The 22,680-nt window shown below is 70.2% G+C and carries 20 protein-coding genes and 2 tRNA genes; 8 read left to right on the top strand and 14 right to left on the bottom strand.

What is annotated here, in order from left to right:
• Positions 1–81: 81 nt before the first annotated feature.
• The 4 genes from acnA to HXX10_RS19825 form a co-directional block, all read right to left on the bottom strand.
• The gene (gene acnA / locus HXX10_RS19810) at positions 82–2,685 is read right to left on the bottom strand and encodes an aconitate hydratase AcnA (protein ID WP_296524576.1); all 2,604 of its coding nucleotides are present in this window, start codon (positions 2,683–2,685) and stop codon (positions 82–84) included.
• Entirely contained in the window at positions 2,673–3,365 is a 693-nt protein-coding gene (locus HXX10_RS19815) for an RraA family protein (protein ID WP_296524577.1), read from the bottom strand. The genes acnA and HXX10_RS19815 overlap by 13 nt, the downstream gene beginning before the upstream one ends.
• Complete coding sequence (locus HXX10_RS19820; RefSeq protein ID WP_296524578.1) at positions 3,362–4,363, bottom strand: hydroxyacid dehydrogenase; 1,002 nt, start codon at positions 4,361–4,363, stop codon at positions 3,362–3,364. Before HXX10_RS19820 ends, HXX10_RS19815 begins: the two co-directional genes overlap by 4 nt.
• Before the next feature lie 370 nt (positions 4,364–4,733).
• Positions 4,734–4,809, bottom strand: a tRNA-Thr gene (locus HXX10_RS19825).
• Positions 4,810–5,110: 301 nt separating this feature from the next.
• On the opposite strand from HXX10_RS19825, the gene modA reads away from it, so the two are divergent.
• From modA to HXX10_RS19840, 3 genes are all read left to right on the top strand, one after another.
• Positions 5,111–5,908, top strand: a complete 798-nt coding sequence (gene modA, locus HXX10_RS19830) for a molybdate ABC transporter substrate-binding protein (protein ID WP_296524579.1) — start codon at positions 5,111–5,113, stop codon at positions 5,906–5,908.
• Positions 5,905–6,420, top strand: a complete 516-nt coding sequence (locus HXX10_RS19835) for a hypothetical protein (RefSeq protein WP_296524580.1) — start codon at positions 5,905–5,907, stop codon at positions 6,418–6,420. The genes modA and HXX10_RS19835 overlap by 4 nt, the downstream gene beginning before the upstream one ends.
• Before the next feature lie 146 nt (positions 6,421–6,566).
• Positions 6,567–7,316 carry a phosphatase PAP2 family protein gene (locus HXX10_RS19840; RefSeq protein ID WP_296524581.1) on the top strand — a complete coding sequence of 250 codons (750 nt, stop codon included), beginning with the start codon at positions 6,567–6,569 and terminating at the stop codon, positions 7,314–7,316.
• A gap of 3 nt (positions 7,317–7,319) precedes the next feature.
• Here HXX10_RS19840 and HXX10_RS19845 read toward each other — a convergent pair whose 3' ends face one another.
• Complete coding sequence (locus tag HXX10_RS19845; protein WP_296524582.1) at positions 7,320–8,960, bottom strand: MFS transporter; 1,641 nt, start codon at positions 8,958–8,960, stop codon at positions 7,320–7,322.
• Positions 8,961–9,327: 367 nt separating this feature from the next.
• Here HXX10_RS19845 and HXX10_RS19850 point away from each other — a divergent pair, with 367 nt between their 5' ends.
• The 3 genes from HXX10_RS19850 to HXX10_RS19860 all read left to right on the top strand — a co-directional run bounded on the left by HXX10_RS19850 (position 9,328) and on the right by HXX10_RS19860 (position 11,189).
• Entirely contained in the window at positions 9,328–9,804 is a 477-nt protein-coding gene (locus tag HXX10_RS19850; protein WP_296524583.1) for a hypothetical protein, read from the top strand.
• A gap of 119 nt (positions 9,805–9,923) precedes the next feature.
• On the top strand, positions 9,924–10,496 hold the full coding sequence (locus HXX10_RS19855; RefSeq protein ID WP_296524584.1) for a hypothetical protein: 573 nt from the start codon (positions 9,924–9,926) through the stop codon (positions 10,494–10,496).
• An 18-nt stretch (positions 10,497–10,514) separates the two neighbouring features.
• The gene (locus HXX10_RS19860; RefSeq protein ID WP_296524585.1) at positions 10,515–11,189 is read left to right on the top strand and encodes a hypothetical protein; all 675 of its coding nucleotides are present in this window, start codon (positions 10,515–10,517) and stop codon (positions 11,187–11,189) included.
• A 324-nt stretch (positions 11,190–11,513) separates the two neighbouring features.
• Here HXX10_RS19860 and HXX10_RS19865 read toward each other — a convergent pair whose 3' ends face one another.
• The 3 genes from HXX10_RS19865 to HXX10_RS19875 form a co-directional block, all read right to left on the bottom strand.
• Complete coding sequence (locus HXX10_RS19865; protein WP_296524586.1) at positions 11,514–12,479, bottom strand: tripartite tricarboxylate transporter substrate binding protein; 966 nt, start codon at positions 12,477–12,479, stop codon at positions 11,514–11,516.
• Positions 12,480–12,685: 206 nt separating this feature from the next.
• Positions 12,686–13,465 carry an SDR family oxidoreductase gene (locus HXX10_RS19870; RefSeq protein WP_296524587.1) on the bottom strand — a complete coding sequence of 260 codons (780 nt, stop codon included), beginning with the start codon at positions 13,463–13,465 and terminating at the stop codon, positions 12,686–12,688.
• 25 nt (positions 13,466–13,490) lie between these two features.
• Positions 13,491–14,369: a polysaccharide deacetylase family protein gene (locus HXX10_RS19875; protein WP_296524588.1), complete on the bottom strand. Its 879-nt coding sequence runs from the start codon at positions 14,367–14,369 to the stop codon at positions 13,491–13,493.
• Between the two features lie 241 nt (positions 14,370–14,610).
• On the opposite strand from HXX10_RS19875, the gene HXX10_RS19880 reads away from it, so the two are divergent.
• Positions 14,611–15,438 (top strand): GntR family transcriptional regulator, encoded by an 828-nt coding sequence (locus HXX10_RS19880; RefSeq protein ID WP_296524589.1) that lies wholly within the window; start codon positions 14,611–14,613, stop codon positions 15,436–15,438.
• Positions 15,439–15,452: 14 nt separating this feature from the next.
• Here HXX10_RS19880 and rlmB read toward each other — a convergent pair whose 3' ends face one another.
• Positions 15,453–16,370 (bottom strand): 23S rRNA (guanosine(2251)-2'-O)-methyltransferase RlmB, encoded by a 918-nt coding sequence (gene rlmB / locus HXX10_RS19885; RefSeq protein WP_296524590.1) that lies wholly within the window; start codon positions 16,368–16,370, stop codon positions 15,453–15,455.
• Positions 16,371–16,687: 317 nt separating this feature from the next.
• Between rlmB and HXX10_RS19890 the strand changes: the two genes are divergently transcribed.
• Positions 16,688–16,772, top strand: a tRNA-Tyr gene (locus tag HXX10_RS19890).
• 330 nt (positions 16,773–17,102) lie between these two features.
• On the opposite strand, the gene HXX10_RS19895 is transcribed toward HXX10_RS19890, so the two are convergent.
• The 5 genes from HXX10_RS19895 to HXX10_RS19915 all read right to left on the bottom strand — a co-directional run bounded on the left by HXX10_RS19895 (position 17,103) and on the right by HXX10_RS19915 (position 22,642).
• Positions 17,103–18,452, bottom strand: a complete 1,350-nt coding sequence (locus HXX10_RS19895; RefSeq protein WP_367142002.1) for a flagellar biosynthesis protein FlgA — start codon at positions 18,450–18,452, stop codon at positions 17,103–17,105.
• A 380-nt stretch (positions 18,453–18,832) separates the two neighbouring features.
• Entirely contained in the window at positions 18,833–19,819 is a 987-nt protein-coding gene (locus HXX10_RS19900; RefSeq protein ID WP_296524592.1) for a transketolase C-terminal domain-containing protein, read from the bottom strand.
• A gap of 12 nt (positions 19,820–19,831) precedes the next feature.
• A complete protein-coding gene (locus tag HXX10_RS19905) occupies positions 19,832–20,668 on the bottom strand; it encodes a transketolase (RefSeq protein WP_296524593.1) in 837 nt (278 codons plus the stop codon).
• 44 nt (positions 20,669–20,712) lie between these two features.
• Entirely contained in the window at positions 20,713–21,735 is a 1,023-nt protein-coding gene (locus HXX10_RS19910; protein WP_296524594.1) for an alcohol dehydrogenase catalytic domain-containing protein, read from the bottom strand.
• A gap of 1 nt (position 21,736) precedes the next feature.
• Positions 21,737–22,642, bottom strand: coding sequence for an NAD(P)-dependent oxidoreductase (locus tag HXX10_RS19915; protein WP_296524595.1), 906 nt, complete (start codon positions 22,640–22,642; stop codon positions 21,737–21,739).
• Positions 22,643–22,680: the final 38 nt, after the last annotated feature.

A 22,680-nucleotide genomic window follows, 5' to 3' on the forward strand; every position in this document is an offset into this window, starting at 1 on the left:
CAGTCTTCAGAAAACGACGGCGGCTTTGCATGGACAGGTCTCTCTCTGTTTGAAAAGAACCCGCGCCTGAACGCAGACGACTCAGCGGTGCGTGGCCTCCGCCGTCGCGGCGAAGCCGCGGAGAACGACCGGCAGAACACCTCCGCCCAGCAGATCCGCGGCCTCCTCGTCGGTCTCGATGCGGCAGAGCAGCGTCGCCTCGACGATCCGGCCGTCCGGCTTGTGAAAGCGGGCGATCACGGCGCCGCCGGGACGCAGCCTCCGCATTCCCGTGATGTCGATGGTTTCGAAGCCGTCGAGGCCGAGCTGCTCCGGTCCCTGTCCGTCGGCGAATTGCAGCGGCAGCACGCCGAGCGCGACCAGATTGGCGCGGTGGATGCGCTCGAAGCTCTCGGCGATGACGGCCGAGATGCCGAGGATGCGCGTTCCCTTGGCGGCCCAGTCGCGGGCCGAGCCGGCGCCGTAGTTTCGCCCGGCGACGATCACGGGCGGCGTTCCGGCATGCCGGAGCACCTGCGCGGCGGCGTGGATGGTGACGATATCGCCGCCGGGAGCGAGACGGGTGAAGCCGCCTTCGCGCTCCGGCACCAGCCGGTTGCGCAGGCGCAGATTGGCGAAGGTGCCGCGCGCCATCACGTCGTGATTGACGCGCCGGGCGCTGTAGGACTGTAGCCCCGCCGGCGGTGCGCCGTGCTCGAGGAGCCACTGTCCGGCCTCGGAGTCCGATGGGATACGCGAGATGGGGGAGATGTGATCCGTGGTCACGTCGTCGCCGAGCAAAGCCAGGATGCGGGCGCCGGTGAGATCACCCGCGATCAACGGTGCCGCCATCGCGCCGGCCGCGAACGGCGGCGGCCGGATGAACTGGCTGTCCGGCTGCCAGGCGAAGCGTTCGCCCGCCGGCACGGCGATCGCCGTCCAGGCTGCCGGCCCCTCGAAGGTCGTGGCGGCCCGCGCCGCGTAGCGCTCCGGCGTCAGCACGGCTGCGGCGGCCGCGACGGCGGCATCGTCGGGCCACAGGTCGGCGAGCATCACGGGCCGCCCCTCTCGGTCGGTCCCGACCGGCTCGCGCGTAAGATCGCGGCGCATGTCGCCGGCGAGCGCATAGGCGACGACCAGCGGCGGCGACACCAGATAGGCGGCGCGGCACAGCGGGTGGATGCGGCCTTCGAAATTGCGGTTGCCGGAGAGCACGGCGGCGACGGTCAGGTCGTCGGCGCGGATCGCGGCCTCGATCTCGGGCGCGACCGGGCCGGAATTGCCCATGCAGGTCATGCAGCCGTGGCCGACCAGCGCGAATCCGAGCGCGGCCAGATCGTCCAAGAGGCCGGCGGCGCCCAGATAGTCGCTGACGACGCGCGAGCCGGGCGCCAGCGACGCCTTGATCCGGGCCGGCGGCATCAGGCCGCGCGCCCGCGCCGCGCGGGCCAGCAGGCCGGCGCGCAGCATGGCGTCGGTGTTGGCCGTGTTGGTGCAGCTCGTGATCGCGGCGATGACGACGTCGCCGTGCCGGAGCGGACCGGCCGCCGCGGCGGCCATATCCTTGCGCGGCGCCGGCAGGGACGCCGGCACGGCCGACAGGCTCAGCCGCTGGTTGGGACGTGACGGGCCGGCGACGCTCGGCTCGACGCCGGCGAGGTCGAAGTCGAGCTGTTCGTCGAAAACGCGCCCTTCCGCGGCGTGCCACAGGCCCTGCGCCCGGGCATAGGCCTCCACCAGCGCGACCTGCGCGGCGGAGCGCCCGGTCAGGCGCAGATAGGCCAGCGTCTCCTCGTCGACCGGGAAGAACCCCATGGTGGCGCCGTACTCGGGGGCCATGTTGGCGACCGTGGCGCGATCCGGCAGGCGCAGCGCGCCGAGACCGGGGCCGTGGAACTCGACCACCTTCTCCACCACGCCGTGGCGCCGCAGCAGCGCGGTCAGGGTCAGCGCCAGATCGGTGGCGGTGCTGCCGGCGGGCAGCCGGTTCGCGAGGCGCACGCCGACCACCTTCGGCACCCGCAGGGCGACGGCCCGGCCCAGCATGGCGGACAGCGCCTCGATGCCGCCGACGCCCCATCCCAGCACGCCCAGCGCGTTGACCATGGTACTGTGGCTGTCGGTGCCCAGCATGGTATCGGGCCGCGCGATGCCGTCGCGCACGCCGACCACGTCCGCCAGCACCTCGAGATTGATCTGGTGGCAGATGCCGCGGCCGGGCGGCACCACGCGCAGCGCCTCGAACGCGTCTTCGGCCCAGCGCAGAAAACGATACCGCTCGGTGTTGCGCCTGAACTCGATGGCGAGATTGGCCTCCAGCGCGCCTGCCGAACCGTGCTCGTCCACCTCGACCGAATGGTCGACGACGATGTCGACCGGGATTTGCGGCTCCACCCGGGCGCCGTCCGGCGCCTGGTCACGCAGTGCCGCGAGGTCGGCCAGAACCGGAATGCCGGAACTGTCCTGCATCAGGATGCGGGCCGGTCGGAACAACACGGTGGCGTCGTGGCGACGGCCCGCGATGGCGGCGGCCGCGGCTGTCTCGCCGTGGCGCAGTGCGTCCTCGGCCAGGATCATCAGGCTGGCCGGCAGGTCGCTGAAGCGCGCGATTCCCGCGGCCTCCGCCACCGGCAGCGAGACGAAGGAAGGGCCATCCCCGGGGAGAGAGGCCAGCAGATCTGGCGGAGGTCGCGTCAAACAGGGCATCCCTTCGACCGCAGCAGTGCGTTGAATCGCTCCGGATCGGTGGTGCCGGCGGCGTTGGCGACGCGGATCTGATCCTCCCGTTTGGCATGAGCTTTCACGCGGGGGAGCAGCGCCTCGGCTTCGGCCGCGGGCACGACGATCACGCCGTCGGCGTCGCAGAGCACGAGGTCGCCCGGGCAGACGGACATGCCGGCACAAGCGATGGGAATGTTCACCTCGCCCGGCCCATCCTTGGTCGGGCCGCGATGGGTGTGGCCGCGCGCATAGCAGGCAATGCCGCCCTCGGCCCATTCGGCGATGTCGCGCACGGCGCCGTCGATGACGAAGGCCGCGATGCCGCGCTTGATCGCCGAGGTCCGCATCAGTCCGCCGATCAGGGCCTGGCTGACGTCTCCGCCGCCGTCGACGACGATCACGTCGCCGGGCTGCGCCATCGCGATGGCCTGGTGGATCATCAGATTGTCGCCGGGCCGCACCCGCACGGTCATGGCCGGGCCGGCGACCATCAGCTTGAGGTCGTTGTGGTAGAAGCGTAGGCCGACAGCGCCGAGGGCGCGGCCCATATTGTCGCCCGCCTGCGCCGCCGGCACGCCCTTGAACGCAGCGATCAGCGCCGGCGGGAGGACGTCCACGCGAGGATTGACCTTGTAGCCCGGTGGCCACGTCTTGGTGTCTGTCACGAGCGGACGTCCTTCAAGGTTTCGGGGTTCACGCAGACGGCGCGGTCGACTGGCCGGCCGTGGATGATCGCCAGCGCATGCAGCGCAGCCGTGCGGGCCGTGGCGTCGAGCGCGGCGTCGGTCGAGCCGCCCATATGCGCCGTCATCACGACATCGGGGCGGGTGCAGAGCGGATGGGTCGGCGGCAGCGGTTCGGTGGCGAAAGTGTCGAGCCCGGCCCCGGAGAGATGGCTGCTCGCGAGCGCGGCCACCAGAGCGGCTTCGTCGACGAGGCCACCGCGCGCCGTGTTCACCACCACGGCGCCGCGCGGCAGGGCGGCGAGCTCGGCTGCGCCGATCAGGCCGCGTGTCTGCGCCGTGAGCGGCACGTGGAGGGAAAGGAAATTACTGCGCGGGAGCAGGGTGGCGAGGTCTTCGACCATCTCCACCGCGAGGCCGGGCTCCGGCCTGGCGACCGGATCGAAGGCGATCACCCGCATGCCGAGCCCGAGCGCGCCGCGCGCCACCGCCTTGCCGATGCCGCCGAAGCCGACCAGTCCCAGTGTCCGGCCGGAAAGCTGTAGCCCGTTGCCGCTGCGATCCCATGTGCCGGCGCGGATCGCGGCATTCTGCACCGTGATTCGGCGCGCTGCCGCGAGCATCAGGCCGATGGCGAGCTCCGCCACAGACTGGCCGTTGCCGGCCGGGGCGATGAGGACCGGAATGCCGCGGGCCGTCGCCGCCGCGACGTCGACATTGTCGAAGCCGACGCCATGGCGGGACACCACCTTGAGGCTCGGGCCGGCGGCCGCGAAGGCCTCGGCGCCAAATGGCAGGGTGCGTGATATGACGCCGTCGACCGACTCCCGTGCCAAGTGCCGCAGCACTTCCGGCACGCCGCCGCCTTTGCTGGTGAGGATGACGTGGCATCCTTCGGCCTGAAGCACCTCGAGCCCTGCCGGGGCAAGGGCCGGAACGGTGACGAGGATGGTGGTCGGCATGCGCTCCGCAGACCTCATTCAGTTGTCCTGCCACCATCGATTGCCCAAAGCACCGTGCACGTCCATTTTCTAATTTTTACCATCCGTTGAATTTCAGGACACGATCGGCGACGCGGCTGCGGACATCCGGGAGCGTGTCCCTGTCGAGACCGTGACGTCCGCATCCCGGCGGTCGTCGTCGGCGTCGCCGGCGAATGCCCGGCACGGGTCTGAGCGCAACGGGGCGGAACGCGACGCGACGAAGTGCCGCCGTGCGCGATGGGTTTCGCGCGTCGTTCCGTCGCTTCGCCGGGCCCATGGGCTCGAACGTCACCGGAATGTCGCCCGGCGCCAGATGACGCGCGGGACGCAGATCATTCGATATGTCGAGATGATCGTCTTAGGTGCCTGGTGCCGGCTGAGGGATTCGAACCCCCGACCCCCTGATTACAAATCAGGTGCTCTACCTGCTGAGCTAAGCCGGCGTGCCGACGAGCGGCAAGGCCGTTGCCGCGACCGGGTCGGTCCGGCCGCGGGGCCGTCCCGTCGAACCCGCGCTCTATAACAAACACCGGGCGCGGACGCCACGGCTGCCGAGGGCCGGCCGCGCAGGGGCGGGCGGCCCCTCGGTCAGCCGCGGCTTGACCGGCCGGAACCGTGGAAGCTATATCGTACTTAATATAGCTCAGCGGCGTGCCGCGCCGTCGTTTGCCGGTCCGCGGTCGTCGTGTCGGCCCGGCCGCGGGCGAGGTCGGCACGCCATCGTCATACGGAGACTCCTTCGCCATGATCCGGTCCGTCGTCCACGCGCTCGTCGCAGCCCTCCTTGCGGTGTCGATCGGGCAGCCGGCCTGCGCCCAGCCGGCGCCCGACGCCGCGCCCGTCACGGTGTTCGCCGCGGCCTCGCTGCAGAACGCCCTCAACGACATCGCCAAGACGTTCACGGCCGAGACCAAGGTGCCGGTGCGGTTTTCCTATGCGGCGTCATCGACGCTCGCTCGCCAGATGGAACAGGGCGCGCCGGCCGACCTGTTCGCCTCTGCCGACCTCGAATGGATGGACTGGGCGGAGACCCGCAAGCTCATCGATCCGAAGACCCGGGCGAGTCTGCTCGGCAACCGCCTCGTGATGGTGGCGCCGACCGACGGCAAGATCGCATCCGTGGAGCTCACCCAGGCGGGCGTGCGCGCGGCGCTCGGCGACGGCCGGATCGCCACCGGCGCGGTCGCCTCGGTGCCGGTCGGCAAATACGCCAAGACGGCGCTGGAGACGCTCGGCCTGTGGGGCGCGATCGAGCCGAAGCTCGCCCAGGCCGAGAGCGTGCGGGCCGCGCTGGTGCTGGTCGCGCGCGGCGAGGCGCCGCTCGGCATCGTCTACGAGACCGACGCCAAGGCCGAGCCGCGGGTCAAGGTGGTGGCGGTGTTCCCGGCCGACTCGCATCCTCCGGTGGTTTATCCGTTCGCCCTCACGGTCGGCGCGAAGGGTGACGGCCCGGCCAAATTCCTTGCCTATCTCCGCGCGCCGGCAGCCCGCGCCGTGTTCGTGGCGCAGGGATTTACCGTGCTGGCGCCGGAGGCGAAATGACGGCGCGATGCGCGCTCGGCGTCGCGCTGGCGGTCTCGATCCTCGCCGCCGCCCCGGCCGCGCGTGCCGAGGACGGCTGCCGGAGCTTCGCCTGGTCGCTGGGGCGGGAGAAAGCGTGGTTCGCGGCCGGCCCGGCGACTCTCGGGGCCGGCGCCCCGCTGCCGCTCGGGACGGCCGTCGAGGTCGCGCTCGGCCCGGCTGCCGCAGTCACCTGGACGAGTCCGCCCGAGCGCGCCCCGAAGACGCCGGACACGCGTGGGGCCGTGCTGCCGCTCGCCGCCGTGCCGACCGGCGTCTATCAGATCACGCTGTCGGCGGAGGCCTGGATCGACGTGGTCCAGGACGGCGCGCGGCTGCCCTCGGCCGGCTTTTCCGGGCGCACCGACTGTCCCGGGCTGCGCAAGAGCGTGCGGTTCCGCCTCGGCAGCGGCCCGGCCGTGGTGCAGCTCAGCGGCGCGACGGTCGACCGCCTGGCGATCGCGGTCGCGCCCGTCGAGGAGGCCGGCCGCTGACGCGGCGAGCCGGACGGCCGTCAGCCGGGCAGGGCGGGGCCTCTTCCGTCGGCGGCCGGGACTTGCTTTAAGGGCTCCGGGCCGGGCAGCCGGGCGACGCGGGTCGTCCGCGTCCGGCCGTGCCGATCCCCCCGGCCGGAGTGATCATGCCGACCTCGTTCCCGACTGCCCTGCGGGTGCCGCCCGCCACGCTGGCGCGCCCGCCGCGCCGCGGTGCGCGCCTCGCGCTCGCCGCCATCCTGGTGGTCGGGCTCGCGGTCGGGCTCGTCTTCGGGTTTTGGCCGCAGCTCGACCTCGCCGTCACGGCGCAGATCTACGACGCCGCTCAGCGCGCCTGGCCCTATGCCTACACGCCGTCCCTGCAGGGCATCCGCGACGTCAACGACGCGGTGGTGCGCGGCGTCGCGGTGGCGGCCGGCCTGGTGCTGATCCTGCGGCTCGCCGTGCCGCGCATTGCCCGCGAGCGTCTCCCCGCCGGGCTGTCGCTGCGCGCCGCCCTGTTCGTGCTGGCGACGCTGGCGGTGGCGCCGGGGCTGATCATCAATGGGCTGCTCAAGCCGCATGGCGGGCGGCCGCGCCCGATCGAGGTGACGCAGTTCGGCGGCACGCTCGACTTCGTGCCGTGGTGGAGCCCGTACGGCCGCTGCGACGGCAACTGCTCGTTCGCCTCCGGCGAGATGTCGAGCGCCATGTGGCTCCTCGCCGTCGCCGTGCTGCTGCCGCCGCGCTGGCGCCCGCTCGGCGTCGCGCTCGTGCTTCTCTGGGCCGCGACGGTCGGCGGCGTGCGCATCGCCATGGGCGGCCACTTCGCCTCCGACGTGCTGATGTCGGCCGTGCTCACGGCGCTGACCGTGTGGGTGCTGCACGCCCTGATCATGCGGCCGCGCCCGGCCTGAGCGTCATCCGCGTCGCGAGATGTCGACGCCGGACTCGGTCGAGATGTCGACGTCCTTGGTCTCGCGCAGGAAGATCGCGCCGATCACCACGGTCACGCCGGCGACGACGATCGGATACCACAGGCCCGCATAGATATCGCCGGTGCCGGCGACGATCGCGGTGGCGAGCAGCGGCAGCATGCCGCCGAACCAGCCGTTGCCGATGTGATAGGGCAGCGACATCGAGGTGTAGCGGATGCGGGTCGGGAACATCTCGACCAGGAAGGCCGCCATCGGCCCGTACACCATGGTGACGTAGAGCACCATCACGAGCAGCACGAGCTCCGCCATCAGCCAGTCGACCTTGCCGGGATCCGCATAGGTCGGGTAGCCGGCGCCCTCGAACGCGGCCTGCCAGCGGGCCTGGCTCCAGCCTTCGACCCGGGTGTCGCCGATCGACAGGGCGATCGGGGCGCCGGGCGTGTCGACGCGGCGGAACGACACGCCGAGCTTGGTGACGAAGTCCTGCGCACGGTCGCAGTCGGAGAAGCTCGACCACGGCCCGGCGAAGACGTGCACGCCGCAGGTCGCGCGGTCCGCCGACACGGTCACGGCGGAGCGGGCCTGGAAGGCGGCGAGATCCGGATTGACGGCGCGCGTCAGCAGTTCGAACAGCGGAAAATAGGTGGCGGCGGCGAGCAGGCAGCCGAGCAGGATGATCCGCAGCCGGCCGATGCGGTCCGACAGCCAGCCGAAGGCGATGAACAGCGGCGTGCCGATCAGAACGGAGACGCCGACCAGCAGATAGGCGAGCAGATAGTCGAGCCGCAGCGTGATCTGTAGAAAGAACAGCGCGTAGAACTGGCCCGTGTACCAGACGACGCCCTGGCCCGCGGTGGCGCCGAGCAGCGCCAGCAGCACGTACTTGTTGTTGGGGTAGCGGAAGAAGCTCTCGGTCAGCGGCGCCTTCGAGCCTTTGCCTTCCTCCTTCATGCGCTGGAAGATCGGCGTCTCGTTCAGGCGCAGCCGGATGTAGACGGAGAACACCAGCAGCACCAGCGAGATCACGAACGGAATGCGCCAGCCCCACAGCGCGAAGTTTTCCGCGTCCATGATGATGCGGCAGGCGCCGATCACCAGGAGCGCCAGGAAGAAGCCGAGCGTCGCCGTGATCTGGATGAAGCTCGTCGAGAAGCCGCGATCGCGGCGTCGCGCGTGCTCGGCCACGTAGGTCGCCGCCCCGCCATACTCGCCGCCCAGCGCCAGCCCCTGCACCAGCCGCAGCCCGACGAGCAGCAGCGGTGCCGCCCAGCCGATGGTCGCGAAGGTCGGCAGCAGGCCGACCAGGAAGGTCGCGCCGCCCATCACGAAGATGGTGATCAGGAACGTGTATTTGCGCCCCACCAGGTCGCCGATGCGACCGAACACCAGAGCCCCGAAAGGGCGCACCAGGAAGCCCGCCGCATAGGTCGCGAAGGCGGAGAGGAGGGCGGCGGTGTCGTTGCCGGGCGGAAAGAACAGCGCCGCGAAGAACGGCGCCAGCGTCGCATAGAGATAGAAGTCGTACCACTCGAAGACGGTGCCGAGCGACGAGGCGAAGATGACGAACTTCTCGTCCTTCGTCATGCCGGCGCCGCGCGCCGAAATCCGGGTCTGCACCACCATCTCTGCCCTCGACGTTTCCGCGTGTCGTCTTTTTGTCGTTCGGACTGGTCCGACGCAGTCGCGTCGTCCGTCCCCCACAGATGTAAGGCGCAGGCTGCGGCAAGTCTCCTGCGGATTGCCGGTCCTAGCCGAAAGTCGAACCTGAACGGGGCGGGGCGTCGCCTGACCAGCTTGGAGGTGGCGGATCGCACGGCCGGACGGGTCCCGCATCGCAGCGCGAAGAGTTGTTAGGGTTACCGGCTGAAATCCCGCACGGCCGGCGTCGAACCCAGCGGAATCTTGACCCTTGTGGGTTGTGCTGGGGGCGTGCGGGCGTCTCGCCCGGCGGGGGTTCGCAGACCCGGTCCGAGCCGGGCGGGAGGGGGACATGACGTCGTTTGCGCGGATGATCGGACTGGCCGTGCTGGCCGTCGCGGCGGTCGGGGATCCGGCGGTCGCCCAGGACAACGGGCCCGTGATCGTCATTCCGGGCCGGCACGACGTCCCGGTCTTCATCAACGGTCGCGAGGCGTCCTACGCCGTCGTCGAAAGCGACTGGGGGCTCTATCGGGCGGGCTGGATCAGTCCGACCGTGATCAAGCCGCTGTGGAGCCGCGGCGGCCCGCCGGTGCGCGGCCACGGGTTCGAGCATTACTACCCGACCACCGGGCAGATGCCGGGCTACGGCCGTCTGGAATACGATCCGGGCAAGAACCGCAAGCCGAAACAGGCGCAGGCGTACCACGAGTCCTGGTCGGCGAAATCGCAGGACCTGCCGGCGACCATCATGCCGCCGGACTATTCCTACGACATGCCCGGTGTCGTCGTCGCGCCATACGGGCGCGGAGGCGGCCGGCGCTGGTGACCATGCAGGCGGGACGGACGGCGGGGCGCGGCTTCCCGCCGGGCCCGGCCCGTCGTAGAGTTTTTCCATCGCGGGCCGCCGAGTCCGCGACGGCAAGTGCCGACCAGAAGGGACATGTCATGCGTCGGAGCGTTCAGCGTCGGAGTTTTGCGAGCGGCGTCGTCGTCGGCGCCGCGGTGAGCGGCGCGGTCCTCGGTGCCCTGGCGTTCGGCGTCACGCCGGCCGTGGCCCAGGCGGGCTGCTGCGTCGGCGGACCCGTGATCGTCTACGGCGCCTCGCCGGTGCCGCCCGCCGTGCCGCCGACCGGCTATATGCTCGATCCGTCCGACGCCCGTCCGCCCATCTATGTGGTGAACCAGGGGCCGGTCTATCGCGGGCCCGGCATCTATGCGGTGCCGACCTTCTCGGAAGGCGGCTACGCCTATTCGATCCGCTACCCCTACACCACCGGCCCGTGGTACGGCGGCCATGGTCCTTACAAGCGCCCCAACGCCTATCCGCCGCGGCGCTACGGCTATATCGGACCGGAGACGCGCGTCGCCGGTGCGCCACCCTACGGCGCCTACGAGGTCCGGCCGGCCGCCGGCGCCAAGATCATCCAGGTCCAACAGCTCGCCCACGCCGAACAGCCGGCGGTTCCCGGCGCGACAGGGTCCGTCCCGGCGCGGCCCGAAACCCGCGGCAAGCGCTGAGACCGGTCGACCGACCCCGTGAGCTACTATGTCCGGCAGGCCCGGATCCTCGCCCATCACGCGCTCTACGACCGGGCGTGCGATGCGGTGGAGCGCTGGCCGACGGGGCAGAGCCTGACCGTCGCGTCGGACGATGTCGTCGGCGCCCCCGGACATCATCGCGACCGCCGCTACGAGGCCATTCCGCGCCTGCCGCTTTTGTGGTCGATCGCCGCCCTGCGGATCGATCCGGCCCGCTACACCTTTGTCGACTACGGCGCCGGCCGCGGTCGCGCGCTGCTGACGGCGGCGCGGCTGCCGTTCGCGCGCTGCATCGGCGTGGAGTTCTCCGCCACCCTGCAGGCGGAAGCGTGCGACAACATCGCCGCCTATCCGCGCGACCGGCTGGCCTGCCGCGACCTGCAGGTCGTGCACATGAACGCGGCCGATTTCGTGCCGCCGGCCGGCGATCTGATGCTGTTCTTCTACAACCCGTTCACCGCGACGGTGCTCGACGCGGTCGCCGACCGGATCGAGGCTGCGAGCCAGACCGGCCCGCGCGCGATCCGCATCGTCTATGTCAACGCGGCCCGCATGGCGCTGTTCTGGGGGCGCCCGGCGTTCCGGCGGCTGCCGATCCCGCTCGCGGCCCGCGCCAGGCTCGCACTCTTAGGGGCCGGCCCGATGGAGTTCTTCGCCGTGGGCACCGATTGACACGACATCTGGCTGATCGGCTTCCCGTCGTTGCGTCATGGCATGCACACATCGCTTGCGATGCACGAGAGCCGTCTTGAGCGGGCTCGACCCGCGCATCCGTCCAGAACGCAGAAAAAAGGGCTCCTTCGCAAGACGATGGATCGCCGAGTCAAGCCGGCGATGACGCGGAAGCCGACGGAATCCGCCGCGCACGACAAACAGATCGCCTCGGTGAAACGAGATCTGTGCGAAGGCCGGGGCTGGACTCGGGGCCCGGCGCTTCGCGCCATCCCGGACCGCGGACGCGATCAACCGGATCCGGTATGATCAATCCAGCTCTGCTCACTCCGCGACCTTGATGTTCGCCTTCTTGGCGACCTCGGTCCACTTGTCGTTCTCGACCCTGAGGAAGGTGGCGAACTCGGCCGGCGAGCCGGTCACCACCTTGGCCCCGAAGGTCGCCAGTTGATCGGCCACGCTCGGCTGCGCCAGGGCCTTGCGCACAGCGGCGTTGAGCGTGTCGACGACATCGGCCGGCGTGCCCTTGGGCGCGAGAAGCCCGATGAAGATGATCCCCTCGACGCCCGGATAACCGGCCTCCGCCATGGTCGGGACATCCGGGATCGCCGGCGAGCGGTCCGTCATCATCACGGCCAGCGCCCGCAGCTTGCCGGCGTTGATGTGCTCGATCGACTCGGTGAGCTGGGCGAAGCCGGCGTCGACATGCCCGGCGATGAGATCCGTCAGGGCAGGCGCGTTGCCGCGATAGCGCACCGCCACCCAGTCGATGCCGGCATGCAGCTTCAGCATCTCGCTGAGGAAGTTGTTGATGCTGGCGCCGGTATCGACGGCGACCTGGAACTTGCTCGGATTGGCCTTGGCGTAGGCGACGAGCTCCTTCACCGAGCTCACCGGCAGGTCGCGGCGGACCAGCAGGACGTTGGTGCCGACGGTGAGCAGGCTGATCGGCTCGAATGCTTCGAGCGTATAGGGCGCCTTCAGCACCAGCGGGCCGAGCAGCAGCGGGCCGTTGGAGCCGACGAACAGCGTATGGCCGTCGGGCTCCGATCGCGCCACCACGGCGCCGGCGATGAAGCCGGCGGCGCCGGGCCGGTTCTCCACCATGATCGGCTGGCCGAGCGAGTTGCCGATCGCGCCCTGCAGAATGCGGGCCGTGGTGTCGACATTGCCGCCCGCCGCATAGGGCACCACCAGCGTGATGGGCTTCGACGGGAATTTCTGGGCCGGCGCCGGGCCGGTCGCGAGCGCGACGAGAACGACCGCGATCAGGATGCGAAGTGGCTTCATCCGGGTCTCCCTTCCTACGTCCTCCCGGTCCCTTCGTTGTGATCTGGGGATCCGGATTGTATTGCGGACCGCGTGATCCGATTGTCTCTCCGTCGTCATGGCCGGGCTCGTCCCGGCCATCCACGTCCTCGTCGGCGGACGTTTCGAGACCGTGGATGCCCGCGACAAGCGCGGGCATGACGCGTCTGAACGTGTGACTGCGGGCCTCACATCAGACCCGGATACGATCCTCCGTCGAGCTGCAGGTTCTGTCCCGAGATGAATCCCGCCTGGGCGCTGCACAGATAGGCGCAGGCGTCGCCGAACTCTTCCGGCCGGCCGAACCGCTTGGCCGCGACCGTCGCGGTGATGCGGCTGCGCGCTTCCGCGAGCGTGATGCCGTCGGCCTTCGCCAGCCGCTCGACCATGAAGACCTGGCGGCCGGTATCGATGCGCTCCGGCAGCAGGTTGTTGATGGTGACGTTGTCGGCGGCGGCCTCGAACGAGATCGCCTTGGACAGCGCCGTCAGGCCGGTGCGCGCCGCGGTGGAAAGGCCCATGTGGCCGCGCGGCGACTTCACCATCGCCGAGGTGATGTTGACGATGCGTCCGAATTTTCGCGCCCGCATGCCGGGCAGGACGGCGCGGATCAGCAAGATCGGCGCCAGCATGTTGGACTCGATCGCCTTCAGCCAGTCGTCGTGGCTCCAGTCGGTGAACCGGCCGGGCGGCGGCCCGGCATTGTTGTTGACCAGGATGTCCGGCTCCGGACACGCCGCGAGCAGCAGGCGACGCCCGTCCTCGGTGTCGATGTCGGCCCGCACGGCGCGCACGCGCGCGCCGGTCGCGGCGGCGATGTCGGCCGCTGTCTCGTCCAGCGTTGCCGCGCTGCGGCCGTTGATGACCACCTCACAGCCCTCGCGGGCGAGGGCGGTGGCGCAGGCCCGGCCGAGCCCCTTCGAGGAGGCGCAGACGAGGGCACGACGTCCGGTCAGTCCGAGATCCATGGCGATGGGTCCGAGACGAGGTGGCTCAGCGCGGCAGCACGGAGAGGACGTGCTTCACGGCCCCCGAGCGGGTGCCGATCCAGATGTCGTCGGCGGCCGTGGCGATCTCCATGATCTTGTTGAACGCCGCCATGCCGAGCGGTCGGCCGAACACATGCGAGTGGATGGTCGGATCGAGCCGCGCCGGGCCCGTCTCGTAGGTGCGCACCCAGGCGAGCCACTCGTTGAAGATCTCGACCATCAGGCCGGGCGGGTTGCCGTAGCGCATGTAGAGCGGCATGTCGTTGCACTCCATGTTGCTGGAGAACGCCACGATGGTGCCGGCCGGAAAGCGGACGCCGTAGGGCAGGTCGTCGTTGAGCGAGTCGCCATGCCACTCGAAGCCTTCCTCGGCCAGCAGGCGACCGGTGCGCGGGCTCGGGGTGCCGCGTGGGCTGATCCAGCCGGTCGGCCGCTGGCCGCAGGCCTTTTCGATCAGGTCGACGGTGCGGCGGATGTTGGCGCGCTCGGCCTCCTCGTCGAGATAAATCGGGATCACGTCCATGGCGTAGGAATGCGCGACGATGTCGTGGCCCTGCTCGGCGATCGTCTTGACAATCTCCGGATGGCGCTCGGCCATCACGCCGGAGACCATCATGGTCGCCTTGACGCCGTTGCGCGCCAGCGTGTCGAGCGCGCGAAAAATGCCGCGGCGGTGGCCGTACTCGGCGAAGCCCATGGCGTTGAGGTCGGGGAAGCCGGGTTTCAGCGGATTGCCCATCGGGCCGACGCCGGGCCAGTGGCCGTCCGACCAGCCCTCGAAGGCGACGCGGAAGAACACCGCGAGGCGCTTGCCGCCCGGCCAGCGAAAGTTTTCGGGAAGCGGGATTTCGGTGCCGCCGGTGTGGACGCTGAGCTGATCCATTCTGTCCTCCAGGCCGCCGACCGCGCGCGTGATCGGCCGATCTCGCTCCGGACGCTTGTCGCGCGATGCCGCGGGGGCCGCTGCCGCTCCGGTTCGGACCCCAGCGTTAGCCCCGGCTGCCGGATGGGTCAACAGATGATCGATCATTTTTTGTATATTCAAAAATGATCGATATATTGACAGAAGATTGGCGGCGAGCGCCGCGCCTGATAATCGGACGATCGACCAAGGGGGCGCGCCGATGGGCGAGCAGAAGAGCGGAGCCGGGAGCGGCGCGGCCAGCGGGCCGGCATCCGCGCCGGGCGGAGGGACGAGCGCGCCGGGCAGGGGGGCGAAGCCGGCGAGCGACCCGACGCTGGCCAGCCGGCTGTTCGCCGAGCTGCGGGCCCAGATCATCTCGGGCGCGATTCCGCCGCGGCAACGGCTGCGGGTGCGTCAGCTCGCGGCGCAGTTCGGCACCGGCCTGAGCCCGGTGCGCGAGGCGCTGAACCGGCTGACCCGCGACGATCTGGTGTCGCACAACGACCAGCGCGGCTTCGTCGTCTCGGCGGTCAGCGAGCAGGACCTCGCGGACATGATCAGGGCGCGCTGCTGGCTCAACGAGCGGGCGCTGCGCGAATCGATCGCGCTCGGCGGCCCGGACTGGGAGGAGCGGCTGCTGGTCGCCTTCCACCGGCTGTCGCGGCTGCCGCGCTGGGCCGACGAGGCGGAGGGGATCGCCAATCCGGAGTGGGAGAGCGCGCACCGCGCGTTCCATCGTGCCCTGATCGAGGCCTGCGGCTCGGGCTGGCTGATCGGCTTCTGCGAGCAGCTCTTCGACGTCGCCGACCGCTATCGCCACATCGCCCGCAAGGCAGCGATGGCGCGGGTGCGCGACGAGCACCGGCAGATCATGGAGGCGGCGGTGGCGCGCGATGCCGATCGCGCCGTCGATCTCCTCAACCGGCACTTCCAGCGCACCGCCGAGCTGTGCCGGGCCGAGCTGCAGCGCCGCGCGGCCGCAGTGGCACCAACCGGCCGGCGCGCCCGCCGGGCCAAAGCGGTCGACCCCGCCGGCCCACCGGCCTGAGCAGGCGCCGGCGTCTACGCGCCGCTGGCGAGCCGCGTCGAGGCGACATAGAGGGCGAGCGCCGTCGCGTTCGAGACGTTGAGGCTGGTGATCTTGCCGGGCAGGTCGATGCGGGCGACCGCGTCGCAGGTCTGGCGGGTGAGGTGGCGCAGGCCTTTGCCCTCGGCGCCGACCACGAGGGCGAGCGGCCCGCGCAGCGGCGTCGCGGCGAGGTCCGCGTCGCCGGCGCTGTCGAGCCCGACCGTCATCCAGCCGTTGTCCTTCAGGGTGGTCAGCGCGCGGGAGAGATTGCCGACCGTGACGATCGGCACCAGGTCGAGCGCGCCCGAGGCCGCCTTGGCGAGCACGCCGGTCGCCTCCGGGCTGTGGCGCGCCGTCGTCACCACGGCGGCGACCGCGAAGGCGGCGGCGCTGCGCAGGATCGCCCCGACATTGTGCGGATCGGTGATCTGGTCGAGCACCAGGATCAGGCCCTCGGCCGGAAGGTCCTGGATGTCGGGCGAGTCGAGCGGATCGGCCTCGGCCAGAAGCCCCTGGTGCACGGCGTCCGGCCCGACCATGCCGTCGATCGTCTCCGGCCGCACGACCTCGGGCGTCACCGGGAGCGCAACCCCGTCCTCCTCGAGCCGCCGCGCCGCGTTCTCGGTGGCGAGCAGGCGGTGGAAACGGCGCTGCGGATTCTCCAGCGCCGCTTTCACGGTGTGCCAGCCATAGAGGATCGCCGGGCCGTCATGGTCGCGCGGCGGCGGCCGGAACGGGCGCTTGCCGGCGCCGCCGCGCCCGGCGCCACCGCCGTGGCCGGGGCCACCGCCGTCCTTCCTGGGCCACGGCGTCGCCTTGCCGGTGCCCTCGGGACGCCCAGCGCCCTCAGGGCGCCAGGGCTTCTTGCCGGCGGGACGGAACGGCTTTTTCGGGCGATCGCGGTCGGTCATGGCGGATCCGGGACGGAGCGCGCGGCGACCCGGCGAAGCGGGGCCGGCGGTGCGCAGGTGACGATGTGCATAGCGCCCGGGCGGCCGGACCGCCACCCCGGCATTGTCCGGCAGGTCCCTGCCACACCGGCGGATCGCTCCTGCGCCGGCGAGGTGGCACGGCCCGCAAGGCGCGGGCGGAGGCCTGGGGCGGGGACGGGGGTTTTTCCGAGTTGACACCAAGGGGGTGGGTACTCATAAGACCGGCTCCGGCACGCGGCGCGCCGCCGGGTCGACGGCTCGATGGCCTCGATCCCGGGCGGTGCCGACCGCAGCGTGGGGGAGTGTCCCGAGCGGCAAAGGGGGCGGACTGTAAATCCGCTGGCTACGCCTTCGTAGGTTCGAGTCCTACCTCCCCCACCACCTTGATTCCAAAGAGAAATCTAAAACGGAACCCCAGGGCGCCCTGTGAAAGTCAGGGTATGCGCCCCCGAAATGCAGGGGACTTGCGGGGGACACGACGAGTTGACCCGGCGGTATGCACGGTCGACTTCGTAATGGCGAGGTCGCCGGTTGGACCCGCCGTGAGGCCAGCAGCGAGTGCCGGCGAGATGGTGTGTATTCGTCAGCGGACCGACGAGCCCTTCGGCGGGATCGAGGCTGTTTGATTGCCAGGGTGCCGAGAGGTGCGGACCGCTGGAGATCGGCCCGCAACGTGGCGAGGAACGCCGCCGCGGCAATGCTGGCCGGATTCTATCCGTCCACCGCCGTGCCGAAGAAGGCTGCATCCTGGAAGCGACGCACCGCCATCAGGTGCGACCCCGACTCTGTTTCGATGTCGCCCTGCGTGATCGCCTCGCCTTTCGAGACGCCGCGTGTCAGGCGCCGGTCGGCCGCGAGGTAGAACGGGGATGGCGCGGTCGAGCCGAGAGGGCAGGCCGGCCGCAATTCGGCGGTGACATTTGCAATGTCATGATGATGCCCGCCCATGCCGAGCCGTGTGCCGGCGGGCAGATCGGCCGTCGCTACGGCGACCAGGTCGACGCGTGAACGATAATCGGCACCGTAACCGGAAACACGATGTATCGCGGCGTCGAGCACGCTCGTCGCCGCCTCCAGTCCGAGAATATGGCGCGGCAGATAGAGCATCGCGGTCGCGCCGGTCCGGCTGACGACGTGTCCCTTCTGCTGCAGCACGTCCCAGCTCGGGCGATCGTTGCACCGCACCACCACGAACACGCCACCCGCGAAACTCGCTTCGTCGGGACGGCGCAGGCAGTGGAAGACGTCGATGCGTCGCCCTCCGCCGAGGAGACCGCCATCGCCGCGCTCGGCGAAAAAGGTCGGCACCTCGATCGGGCGCGCGACGGGCGCGTGAAAGTCCGGCCGATCCGGCATCACACCGGTGGCATTCGCGACGATGCCGAGCTCGCAGAGGTCGGGAACGGCGCGCTGCGGGAAAGCCGCGAGCGCCGCAGCGCGCGCCGACACGACGTCCGTGGCGTCACGATCGCCCAGATCCCAGTACGGGGTGAGGCCCGGGACCTCGCGGGCGCAGCCGTTGCTGTCGATCCGTCCGCTCGGCGGATCGAACACGAAGTCGTACTCGCTCGCTTTGCCGGCCGCGACGATGTCGAGCCCGAGCACCTCGGCCCAGGAGACGAGGTTGATCAGAAGGCTGGGCTGATCTCCGTCGACGCAAGTGACTACGCATCCACGGTCGGCCGCCATCCGGGCGAGCCCGGGACCGACGACGCTGTCCACTTCCTTCGACACCATGGCGACGTGCTTGCCGGCCGCGATGGCGAGACGGCAATGCCGGGCTCCCGCCTCCGGCCGACCGGTCGCCTCGACGGCGACGTCGAACGGAAGCTCGGCGACGGCGGCGAAATCGCTCGCCGCGATGGTTTCGCCGTCGGCCCAGGCGCGCGCCGCCTCGGCTGTCGTCCGGCAGATGCGGATCTCGCGTCTGGCGATGCCGGCGTTCGCGAACGCCTTCGCAGCCGTCTCCGCGTCGACGTCGACGGCCACGCGAGCGGCGAGCAGCGGAGCCCGAATCGCCTGCGTGATGAACGTCTGACCGAAGCCGCCGGTGCCGATCACACAGCATTCGACGACACGTTTCGCGCCCGCATAATAACTGTGGAAGTTCATCGACGGAGTCCTGTCGGTTCCGGAGAGACTATGGCCGGCCGTGCCTGCGTCCGATCAGGTGTGATCGGCCGGCAGATCCGAGGCCTTGATGACGACGACCGGCACACCGAAGTTGTCGGACTCGACGGCGGTCGGCGAACAGGATGCCGAGATCGGCGGAGAGGCGAGGCATCGGACACTGCGTTCGACGGGGGTGGTGACGGTCCGGACGGGCTTCGACCGTGGCGGCGGCGATCGCCTCCCGCCCGGAGGCGTCTGCCCGCATGGTCGCCTTCCTGGGTCGCATATGACCCGCGGGCTCGGACCGCGCCGAGCCCGCCGGTCGAGACTCACGAGTTGGCCGCCCGGGGAAGCTGGCGCACGCCGCTGCTCGACCCGGCAGGCAGGCGCAGGACCGACCTCGCCGCATCGGCAATCGCCTCCGGCGTGAGCCGGTAGTGGGCCAGCAGTTCGTCGTAGCCGTGTGCCGACGTGCCGAAGCAGTCGTCGATGCCGACGAACTCGATCGGCTGTCCGGTGTTGCCGCGCAGCGCCTCGGCGATCGCGCTGCCGAGGCCGCCGATGATGCTGTGCTCCTCGGCCGTCACCACGGCTTTGCAGCCTTTGGCGTCCGCGAGAACAGCGTCCCGATCCAGCGGCTTCACCGTGCTGACGTTGACGACCTTGACGGACACGCCTTCGCGGGCGAGCGCATCCGCCGCCGCGATCGCCTTCGACACCATGACGCCGTTGGCGAAGACCACGACGTCGCGCCCGTCGCGAACCGGATGGAGCCTGCCGATCCGGTACGACGCGTCGTCGGCCGTGTAGATCGGAAGATCATTGCGGTTGATCCGGAGGTAGACCGGGCCGGGCCACTCGACCATGGCGGCGACCATCTTGCGGGTCTCCACCGCGTCGACCGGCACCAGAACGGTCATGTTCGGGATCGCCCGCATGATGGCGACGTCCTCGATCGCCTGATGCGTCGAGCCGTCGCCGAAATCGGACAGGCCGGAGCTCGACCCGCAGATCTTCACGTTCAGCCTGGCGATCGATATCGTCTGGCGGAGCTGGTCGTAGGCGCGGCCGGACGCGAACACCGCGAACGTGCTCATGAACGGGATCTTACCCGTCAGGGCCAGGCCCGCGGCCGTCGACGCCATGTTCTGCTCGGCGATCCCCATCTCGAAGAACCGGTCCGGGAACGCCTGCTGAAACAGGATCGACATCGTCGACTTGCCGAGGTCGGCCTCGAGGACGACGATCCGCTCGTCCGTCCGGCCGAGCTCGACCAGCGTCTCGCCGTAGGCGGTGCGAAGGCTCTTTGTGCTCATGATCCAGTGTCCTCAGTGCCGCAGCCCTTGCAGGTCCTTCATCGCGACAGCGTACTGCTCGGCCGTCATCGCGCCGTTGTGGAACGCCGGATTGTTCTCGGCGAACGACACGCCCTTGCCCTTCACGGTGTTGGCGACGATGATGGTCGGCTGCCCCTTGACCGCGTCGGCCTCGTCGAGAGCCTCGACCACGGCGGCGACGTCGTGGCCGTCGATCTCGATCACGTGCCAGCCGAACGCCGCCCATTTCGGCGCGACCGGGCCGATGTCGAACCGGTCGGCGATCGGGCCGGTGGCCTGCAGCCGGTTGCGGTCGAGGATCGCCACCACGTTGTCGAGCTTGAACCGGGCGGCGGCCATCGCCGCTTCCCAGATCTGACCCTCGTTCAGCTCGCCGTCGCCGAGGATGACATAGACCTTGCGGCTGCTGTGATCGAGCTTCAGCCCGAGCGCCATGCCGTTGGCGATCGACAGCCCCTGGCCGAGCGAGCCGGTGTTCGCCTCGACGCCCGGCGTCTTGGTCATGTCCGGATGCCCCTGCAGGATCGACCCCAGCGACTTGACCGTCTTCAGCTCGCTCGTCGAAAAATATCCGGCGAGCGCCAGCGCGGCGTATTGCACCAGCGCCGCGTGGCCCTTGCTCAACAGGAAGCGGTCGCGATCCGGGGCGTGCGGGCTGGCCGGATCGTGCTTCATCTTGTGGAAGTAGAGCGCGGCGACGATCTCGGCGCTGGAGCACGAGCCGCCCAGATGCCCGACCTTCTCGGTGCCGATCAGATCGTCGACGATCAGTTCTCTCAGGCGCAGCGCCTTCTCTTCGAGAGACCGGACCAGCTCTTGCGCGACCATGACGATGGATCTCCTGTGTTGTTCCGGCGAGCCGTGCTCGAGTCTCAGGCGTTCAAGACGACTTTCAGCAGCGGCCCCGGATCCTTCGCCAACCGGCGGAAGTACTCGACGCCCCGTTCCATCGGGGCGAGCGCGCTGATGATCGGCGAGACGTCGATCGTCCGCGCGTTCAACAGCTCGGCGACGATGCGGAACTCCTCGAGCGAATAGAGGAACGACCCGAGCACCGTGAGCTCGCGGGTCACCACCTCCTGCATGTCGACCTCGATCATCTTGGCCGAGTTGCCCACCCAGACCGCGGTTCCGCCGAGCCGCAGGCATCCCATCGCCTGCTGCACGGTCGGCGTCGCGCCGACCGCCTCGAGGGCGACGTCGGCGCCGGCGCCGTCGGACTCGGCCCGGGCGACCTCGGCGAGCTTCTCCTTCGAGGGATCGACGACGCGGTCGGCACCCATCCGCCTGGCGACGGCGAGGCGGGAGTCGCTCAGATCCGAAACGATGAGCCTGGCCGGCCCTTTCGCCTTGGCCAGCACCGTGATGAACAGACCGATCGTGCCGGCCCCGACCACCACGACGGTCTTGCCGGCGAGGTCCCCGGCGAGATTGACGGCCCGGCAGGCGACCGCCAGCGGCTCCATCATGGATCCGATCTCGAACGGCACGTTGTCGCCGATCTCGAACAGGCTCCTCTCCGGAACGCAGACGTACTCGGCCATGGCGCCGTTGCAATCGAGCACCCCGAGCGCCTTCTTGTTCAGGCAGTGATGGACGCTGCCGCGCCGGCACTGGGCGCACACGCCGCAGAAGGCGATCGGATACACGGCGACGCGAGCGCCGACCGCGACGCCGGCGACGCCGGCGCCGAGGGCGGCGACCTCGCCGGCGAACTCGTGGCCCATGATCATCGGCGGCAGGCGGCGCCCGGTGATGCCGAGATAGCCGTGCACGTCGGAGCCGCAGATGCCGCAGGCCTTCACGCGGACCAGCACCTCGCCCGGCGCGGGCTTCGGCTCCGGGACGTCGGACAGACGAAGGTCTTCGGGACCATGATAGACGAGGGCTCGCATTCTAGGCCTCATTGGCGGGGTTCGGGAGCGGTCGGTTGCGCCGCTCGATCTCGGCGAACAGGCCGGAATGATCGAGGTCGCCGAAATGCTCGAGCAGGCCGCGGAACAGCTCCTCCGTCGCGGCCGTGAACGGCGTGAAGCCGAGGCCGAGCGTACGCGCGGCATCGAGGGCGTTGTCGAGATCCTTGAGATGCGTGACGGACCGGCCCTTGAGCGTGAAGTCGCGCCGGATCATGCGATCGCCATGAAGCTCCAGGACGCGGCTGTCGGCGAACCCGCCGCGCAGCGCGTCGCGGACCTTGGCGGGATCGGCGCCGCCGCGCTCGGCCAGGATCAGTGCCTCGGCGACTGCCCCGATCGTGCCCGCAACGATGATTTGATTGGCGAGCTTGGCGAGCTGTCCGGCGCCGTGCCCGCCGACATGGGTCGGGCGCCCCATGATCCGCAGCACCGGCTCGACCGCCCGATACGCATCGGCGTCACCGCCCGCCATGATCGCCAGCGTCCCTTGCTCGGCCCCCACCGTGCCGCCCGAGACCGGGGCGTCGATGTGCCGGACCCCCGACTCGCCGAGCTGCGCGGCGTGATGCTGCGCTTCGGCCGGCTTGATCGAGCTCATGTCGACGAAGATGCCGCCGCGCGGCATCGCGGCGGCGGCGCCATGCCGGAACAGCACCTCGTCGACGATCCGCCCGTTCTCCAGCATCGCGATGGTGAGCGGAGCCGCGGCGGCAGCCGCGGCCGCCGTCTCGGCCACGCGCGCACCGAACGGCACGAGCGCGTGCGCCTTGTCGGGCGACCGGTTCCAGACGACGACGTGGTAGCCGGCATCGAGCAGGCGCCGTGCCTGCCGCGAGCCCATGAGGCCGGTTCCGAGAAATGCGACGGTGCTGCTTCGGGCTGTCATGTCGAAATGCCTTCGGGCCTCGGCCGAGTCCATCGGGA

Source organism: Rhodoplanes sp., from assembly GCF_013377085.1.
Lineage (GTDB): Bacteria > Pseudomonadota > Alphaproteobacteria > Rhizobiales > Xanthobacteraceae > Rhodoplanes.